This is a genomic window from Brevibacterium sp. H602 (assembly GCF_051172395.1).
GTDB lineage: Bacteria > Actinomycetota > Actinomycetes > Actinomycetales > Brevibacteriaceae > Brevibacterium.
Map to the genome: position 1 here is coordinate 173,144 of NZ_JBPIZD010000005.1, position 7,156 is coordinate 180,299.

5 protein-coding genes are annotated in these 7,156 nt (G+C 66.6%); 4 read left to right on the top strand and 1 reads right to left on the bottom strand.

Annotated elements, in window-relative coordinates; genetic code table 11:
* The first annotated feature begins 68 nt into the window (after positions 1-68).
* A complete protein-coding gene (locus ACSBQT_RS05850; protein WP_410711063.1) occupies positions 69-1,256 on the top strand; it encodes a histidinol-phosphate transaminase in 1,188 nt (395 codons plus the stop codon).
* A gap of 69 nt (positions 1,257-1,325) precedes the next feature.
* Here the strand turns inward: ACSBQT_RS05850 and ACSBQT_RS05855 are convergent, their stop codons facing one another.
* Complete coding sequence (locus ACSBQT_RS05855) at positions 1,326-2,747, bottom strand: PucR family transcriptional regulator (protein WP_410711062.1); 1,422 nt, start codon at positions 2,745-2,747, stop codon at positions 1,326-1,328.
* A gap of 145 nt (positions 2,748-2,892) precedes the next feature.
* Between ACSBQT_RS05855 and speB the strand changes: the two genes are divergently transcribed.
* Genes speB through ACSBQT_RS05870 form a run of 3 tightly spaced genes read left to right on the top strand, consistent with a single transcriptional unit; the run spans position 2,893 to position 7,148 of the window.
* Complete coding sequence (gene speB, locus ACSBQT_RS05860) at positions 2,893-3,903, top strand: agmatinase (RefSeq protein WP_410711061.1); 1,011 nt, start codon at positions 2,893-2,895, stop codon at positions 3,901-3,903.
* Between the two features lie 2 nt (positions 3,904-3,905).
* Complete coding sequence (locus tag ACSBQT_RS05865; protein WP_410711060.1) at positions 3,906-5,609, top strand: thiamine pyrophosphate-binding protein; 1,704 nt, start codon at positions 3,906-3,908, stop codon at positions 5,607-5,609.
* Positions 5,610-5,633: 24 nt separating this feature from the next.
* A complete protein-coding gene (locus ACSBQT_RS05870; RefSeq protein ID WP_410711059.1) occupies positions 5,634-7,148 on the top strand; it encodes a sodium:solute symporter in 1,515 nt (504 codons plus the stop codon).
* The last annotated feature ends 8 nt before the right edge of the window (positions 7,149-7,156 follow it).

Below are 7,156 nucleotides of genomic sequence, written 5' to 3' on the forward strand. Positions count from 1 at the left end.
CTCGTCGACGAGGCCTGACCCCTCCGGGGCCTGGTGGCAGCGCTGATCCGCTGTGACATCATGAGTCCATGAACGCCTCCGACCCCGCTGCTTCAGATTCTGCGTCCACCACCGCGCCCGGGACTTCGTCCTCGAGCACATCCGGCTCCACCGCTTCGGCGCCCGCACCCGCTGCACCGTCACCGCGACTGCGGGCCGCTCTGGAGACCTTCCCGCCCTATATTCCGGGCAAACCTCCCCGCCGGGTCGAGGGCCTAGAGTCGTTCAAACTCTCCTCGAACGAGAACTTCCTGCCTCCCCTGCCGGCCGTCCTCGAGACCATGGTCGCTCACGCGACGAACCCCGCGCTCTACCCCGACGACGCGGCACTGGCGCTGCGTCAGGGACTGGCCGACCGCCTCGGTGTCGGACTGGATCAGCTCGTCGTCACCACCGGTGCCAGCGAACTGCTCGTCGCGCTGACCCAGATCACTTCGGACGCCACCACCGAGGCGATCTATCCGTGGCCATCGTTCGAGATGTATCCGCAGACCACCGGGCTCGTCGGGTCCACCCGCCGCGAAGTGCCGCTGACGGCCGAGGGTCGACACGACCTCGACGCGATGGCTGCGGCGATCACCGAAGACACGCGTCTCATCATCCTGTGCTCACCGAACAACCCGACCGGCCCGGTGCTGCGCGACGACGAGGTCCGCACCTTCCTCGATACGGTGCCTGACCACGTCCTCGTCGCCCTCGACGAAGCGTACTGGGAGTTCGCCACCGATCCCGGGCGAGCCGATGGACTCGGTCTTGTCCGCGACTATCCGAATCTCGTTCTGCTCCGCACCTTCTCCAAGGCACACGGACTCGCCGGGCTGCGTGTCGGCTACGCCGTCGCCCATCCGCCGGTCGTCGAGGGGCTGCTCAAGGCCGTCATCCCCTTCGGCGTCACCGACCTCAGCCAGGCAGCCGCCCTCGAATCCCTCAACCATTGGGACGAAGTGCTCGAGCGGGCCGGCGAGATCGCACAGACCCGCGATGCCTTCGCAGCTGCACTGCGCGAACAGGGCTGGGATGTGCCCGAAGCACAGGCGAACTATGTCTGGCTGCCACTGGGTGAGAAATCTGATGCCTTCGAAGAGGCCTGCGTCGAACAGGCCGTGGCCGTGCGCAACCTCGGTGCCGGTGTGCGCATCAGCATCGGCGAAGACGAAGCCCTCGCCCGGGTGCTGGAGATCTCCGAACGCTTCCACATCGAACACTTCGAGGACTGATCGGAGAGCACCGCCGCGGTGAATACCGCCGCGGTGAATACCGTGCCGAACGATCGGTGAGGGGTGCGCCTAGAGTTCAGCAAGCTCGAGTGCCAACGACACCGCCTGCAGCGTCTCGGCACGGGAGAGGTCGCGACCGAGCAGCTTCTCGATCTTCGCCAACCGCGCCCGCACCGTATGCCGGTGGACTCCCAACTCGGCTGCAATGCGCTCACGTGCCCCGGACGCGGCGATGAAGGCCCGGAGAGTCTCCAACAGCTCCTGACCGCCGCGTGCCCGAAAGAGTTCGCCGAGAACTCGGTCGACGAACCGGTCGGCTGCCTCCTCATCGACCGCCGACAGCAGCGCCCTGACCTCGGAAGCCTCGGACTCGTGCTGGGTCCGCCACAGCATCCACGTGTGATGGAGCTGACCCAACGGCAGCCTCTTCTCCGCAAGCACGTCCAAGCCGGTGACCTCGGCGGCCCTCGTCACCAGCTCATCGAGTCCGCGTTCCTGTGCTCCGACCACCCCGAGCAGCGAACCGGTGCGGGTGAGCAGGCTCCGACCGACGATATCGGCGATGAGTCGTTCGGCGGAGTCCCCGCGGACACCGCCGAAGATGCGCATCCCCACCGTCGCCACCGGGGCCAACCCCGTCACCCTGGTCCACTCCCCATGTGCTTCATCGTCGCTGAGATCGGCGTCGAAGAGCAGCGCACGGCCGGAGGGAACGGGCAGATCCGCCAACGACATCGCCAACAGCGCCGAGGCGGTCGACAGCAGCAGGGCACGCGTCTTCGGAGAGCCGACCGCCTCGGCGGGGGTGAGGATCCACCCGAGCGGATGATCACTCCCGATCGGAACGGCCTCGACGATCCGGGAACCGGTGCGGATCAGGCGAGGCCCTGCCGTCGGCTTCAATGACTCCTCGATGAGTGCCGAACGCACGTCCTCCTCGGCGTCGTCCCCGCTCAACGCCCTGCCGGTCGGCGAGACGAACCGGACCGGAGCCTCCAGCGTCTCTGCCAGGTCGGCCACCAGCGCCGCTGGCCCCTCCCCGGCCAATGCGGTTGCGAAACGGCGGGCGGCGCTGCTCGCCCGGGTCAGCTCCCGGTTGGTCTCGGCCTCACGCATCCGGGTGAAGGCATCGACGACGGCGACGAACGGAACCGGCTCGGGCACGCCGAACAGCGCCAGCCCCGCTTCCTGCGCGGCGGAGACGAGCTTCGGCGGAACCTGCTGCCACGGCAGGTCGGAGCCCAGCCCGATGCCGAGCGCATGCACGCCGACAGTCTTGAGGCGGCGCACATAGTCACCGACCGTGTCCCCGCCGAGATCCTGACCGACCCCGATCGTCAGCAGCACCTCACCACCGGCAAGCCATTCGTCGACCTCCGGCAGCTCCGAGGAGTGCACGATAGTGACATTCTGCTCTGCTGCGGTGGGTGAATCGACGATGATCTCGAGCGCGAGTTCTGCGCGTGTCCAGATCTGTTCCAAAGTGACCATGCACTCGATTCTATCCGCGATGTATAGCCATGGTTTCAAATGCTCCGTTTTGGATATCGGTGTTGTGTGACCCACGTCCTAGGCTGAGGGAATCACCTCCGGCCCATTCGGGTCGGGTCAGCCGCTACGACGAAGGAGAAAGCCAGTGACGTCTCAGCCGCTCGGCCCAGCCGACTACAGCAAGACACCCCGCTACGCAGGACCCCCGACGTTCGGACTGCTGCCGCGCATCGACGAGGTCGAAGCCGAGCGCCCCGGCGAGAAGATCGACGTCAAAGTCATCGGCATCCCCTTCGACGCCGGCGTCAGCTACCGTCCCGGCGCCCGTTTCGGACCGGCTCACATCCGCCAGTCCTCGAAGTTGCTGCGTCCCTACAACCAGGCCACGAACGTCCACCCGTTCACCTGGCAGCAGGTCGCCGACTGCGGTGACCTCGGCGTCAACCCCTTCGACATCGAAGAGGCCATCACCACCGTCGAAGCCAACGCCGACGCCATGCGCGCCGATGGGGCCAAGCTGCTCACCCTCGGCGGGGATCACACCCTGGCCCTGCCGAACCTGCGCTCCCTGCACAAGACGCACGGCAAGATCGCCGTCCTCCACTTCGATGCGCACCTGGACACGTGGGACACCTACTTCGGTGCGCCCTACACCCACGGCACTCCCTTCCGCCGCGCCAGCGAAGAGGGCCTCATCGACATGACTGCCTCGATGCACATCGGCATCCGCGGTCCCCTCTACGGGAAGAAGGACCTCGAGGACGATGAGGTGCTCGGCTTCCAGATCATCCGCAGCGACGAATACCAGTTCACCTCCGTCCAGGACGTCGTCGCCCGGATGCGCAAGCGACTGGGCGATGCTCCGGTCTATCTGTCCGTCGACATCGACGTCCTCGATCCGGCGGCCGCACCCGGCACCGGCACCCCCGAGGCCGGCGGAATGACCAGCCGTGAGCTGCTCAACTCGATCCGCGGACTCCAGGGACTCAATGTCGTCGGAGCCGAGATCGTCGAGGTCGCCCCCGCCTACGACCATGCCGAAGTCACCGGACTCGCCGCCGCCCATGTCGGCTACGAGGTCCTGTCCCTCTGGGCGGCGGAGAACAACGGAGTCACTGCTCCCTCCGGTCCGTCCGGCACCGCCCTCGGAGTCTGACCATGAGCACTGAGAACACCGTCCGCAACGGCGGTCGTGCCGTGGTGGCCACCCTGGCCGCCCACGGTGTCGACACGATCTTCGGCATCCCCGGCACCCATAATCTCGAGTTCTACCGGCATCTGCCGGAGTTCGGGATCCGCGCCGTGACTCCCCGCCACGAGCAGGGAGCAGGCTACGGTGCCGACGGGTACTTCCTCGTCTCCGGCAGACCCGGGGTCGTCATCACGACCTCGGGGCCGGGGCTGACGAACGTCATCACCGCCGCCGCGACCGCCTATGCCGAGTCCCGACCGATGCTCATCCTCTCCCCCGGTGTGCCCACCGGGTTCGAGCGCGCCGACGTCGGCATGCTGCACGAGACGAAGGACTCCTCCGGTGCGGTGGGCCACCTCCTCGTGTCCTCCCAGCGCACCCGCACTGCCGAAGGTGCTGCGCAGGCGGTCGCCGAGGCGTTCGCCATGTTCGACTCGGCCCGTCCCGGACCCGTGCACATCGAGGTTCCCCTCGACGTGCTTGAAGGCGCGTGGAACGGCAGCGTTCCGGTCCCGTTCGCGGGTCGCCGTCCCGGACTCGATGACCATGTGGTGTCTCGTGCCGCCGAGGCGATCCGTGCGGCGAAGCGTCCGCTGGTCATCGCCGGCGGCGGTGCCAGGGGCGCCCACGCCGAGGTGGCCCGTCTCATCGAGGCTCTCGACGCTCCCCTGGCGACGACGGCCAACGGCAAGGGCATCGTGTCCGAGACGCATCCGCTCTCACTCGGATCGAATGTGCGCTTCCCCAGCGTGCAGGCCGAATCCGCGGCGGTCGATGTGCTCATCGTGCTCGGCTCAGAATTGGCCGATTCCGACCTGTGGGGCGGAGTCATCGGTGCGCAGACGAGCATCGGTGTGCGTGATGAGTCTGCCGGGCAGACCGTCATCCGCTGCGATATCGACCCCGACCAGCTCAACAAGAACTTGCCCGGGGACATCCTCGCCTGCGCGGACACCGGCGAGTTCCTCACCGCGCTGATGAGCGCGCTCGGAATCGGAGACGACGGTGCCGCCTCGGCGAGTGATGACGGGACGGATTCGTCCGAACGACACGGATCGGCCGCCTCGGCGAAGGAGCCCGGGGCCGCTCGGGTCGCCCGGATCCGGGAGAGCTGGGCCACCGATTTCGACTTCGACGCGATCGGCGCCCGGGTCACCCGGCTCGTCGAAGAGGGAGCGGGATCGAACGTCGTCATCTCCGGTGACTCCTCGCAGGTCACCTACGACGGCACGGTGCACGCGCTGACGGCGAGCACACCCGATCAGCTGCTCTACATGCCGGGATTCGCCACCCTGGGCTACGGCATTCCCGCTGCCCTCGGAGCGAAGGTCGCCGATCCTGGCCGACCGGTCGTGTGCATCCTCGGCGATGGTGCGGCCATGTTCTCCATCCAGGAGCTCATGACCGCGGCCGAGCTGGGACTGGGCATCCCCTTCGTCGTCGTCGACAACGGCGGATATGCGGAGATCGAGGGTCAGATGGTCGACCGCGACATCGAACCGTTCGCTGTCAGGCTCGCCCGTCCGGACTTCGCGAAACTCGGCGAATCCATGGGCGGGGCCGGGGTGACGATCCCCGAGGCGGACATCGATTCCGCTCTGCCGCAGGCCATCGCCGAGGCACTCGATCGCACCGTGCCCACCGCCATCCACATCACCGTCGGTCACTGAGCCGATCCAACAGAAAGGGCCGCTGTGGACTCTTTGGTAGTCATCATCTATCTCGCCGCCATGGTGGGATTCGGAGTCTGGGGCCGCTTCAAGGCCCATAACCAGGAGGACTTCCTGGTCGCGGGGCGCCGGCTCGGCGGACTGCTGTACACCGGCACGATGTCGGCCGTCGTCCTCGGCGGCGCGTCGACGATCGGCGGAGTCGGCCTCGGCTACACGGCCGGGCTGTCGGGAATGTGGCTCGTGTTCGCGATCGGCTTGGGCATCATCGCACTCTCGCTGTTCTTCGCCCCGAAGATTCAGAAGCTCGAGATCTACACAGTCTCGCAGATGCTCGAACTCCGCTACGGCAAGGGTTCCCGCTTCGTCTCCGGAGCGATCATGACCGCCTACGGTCTGATGATCTCGACGACGTCGACGGTCGCCTATGCCACGGTCTTCCATACCCTGTTCGATCTCAACAAAGTGTGGTCGGTGCTCATCGGCGGCGGCATCGTCATCCTCTATTCGATGCTCGGAGGCATGTGGTCGATCACGCTGACGGACTTCGTGCAGTTCTTCATCCAGACGATCGGCATCTTCCTCATCATGCTGCCGCTCGTGCTCTCGAAGTCCGGAGGCATCGGCCAGCTGTTCTCCTCGCTGCCCGAATCGCACACCTCCCCGGTGGGCATCGGCTGGGAGGCGATCCTCGGCTACATCCTCATCTACACCCTCGGTCTGCTCATCGGCCAGGACATCTGGCAGCGCGTGTTCACCGCCCGCAGCCCGGGTGTGGCCAGGTGGGGCGGCTTCTCCGCCGGCGTCTACTGCCTGCTCTACGCGGTCGCCGGTGCGCTCATCGGCATGGCGGCGACGAAGATCGTGCCCGGCATCGAGGTCCAGGACGATGTGTTCGTCGCCGTCGTCGATGCCTCGATGTCTCCGGTCCTCGCCGGAATCGTGCTCGCTGCGGCTCTGGCCGCGATGATGTCGACGGCCTCGGGTTCGCTCATGGCCGCCTCGACCGTCTGCCGCCAGGACATCGTCGAACCGTTCCTCGCCCGCAAGGACATCGTGCCTGACGGAGGCGGGGCCGCCTCGGCGAGTGATTCCGACGTTTCCGGCTCGGACTCCAGATCGGGTTCGGGTGCGAAGTCGACGCTCGTGCGATCACTGGTCCGCGAGACCGGTGACGAGGTGCGCGACTCGCGCATCTACCTGATCGTGCTCGGCGTCGTGACTTTGGCGCTCGCGATGATCATGCCCAGTGTCGTCGAGGCTCTCACCGTGGCCTACAACCTGTTGGTGGCCGGTCTGTTCATTCCGATCCTCGGTGGTCTCGTGTTCAAGCGCGGAACGATCGTCGGTGTGATGGCCGGCATGATCCTCGGTGCCGTGACAACCGTGGTGGTCATGATCGTCGTGGACATCTACGCCAACGAGGCCATCTACTTGGGCCTCATCGCCTCACTGGTCGGCTACCTCGTCGGATCCTTCGCGTCGAAGCCGACCTCGCCCGAGGTCATGGCCGCATGGAAGGAACGCATCACCCGCTAATTGCTACC

Coding starts and splice junctions, on each gene's coding strand:
- ACSBQT_RS05850 (WP_410711063.1), top strand. CDS start 69: ATGAACGCCTCCGACCCCGCTGCTTCAGATTCTGCGTCCACCACCGCG.
- ACSBQT_RS05855 (WP_410711062.1), bottom strand. CDS start 2,747: ATGGTCACTTTGGAACAGATCTGGACACGCGCAGAACTCGCGCTCGAG.
- ACSBQT_RS05865 (WP_410711060.1), top strand. CDS start 3,906: ATGAGCACTGAGAACACCGTCCGCAACGGCGGTCGTGCCGTGGTGGCC.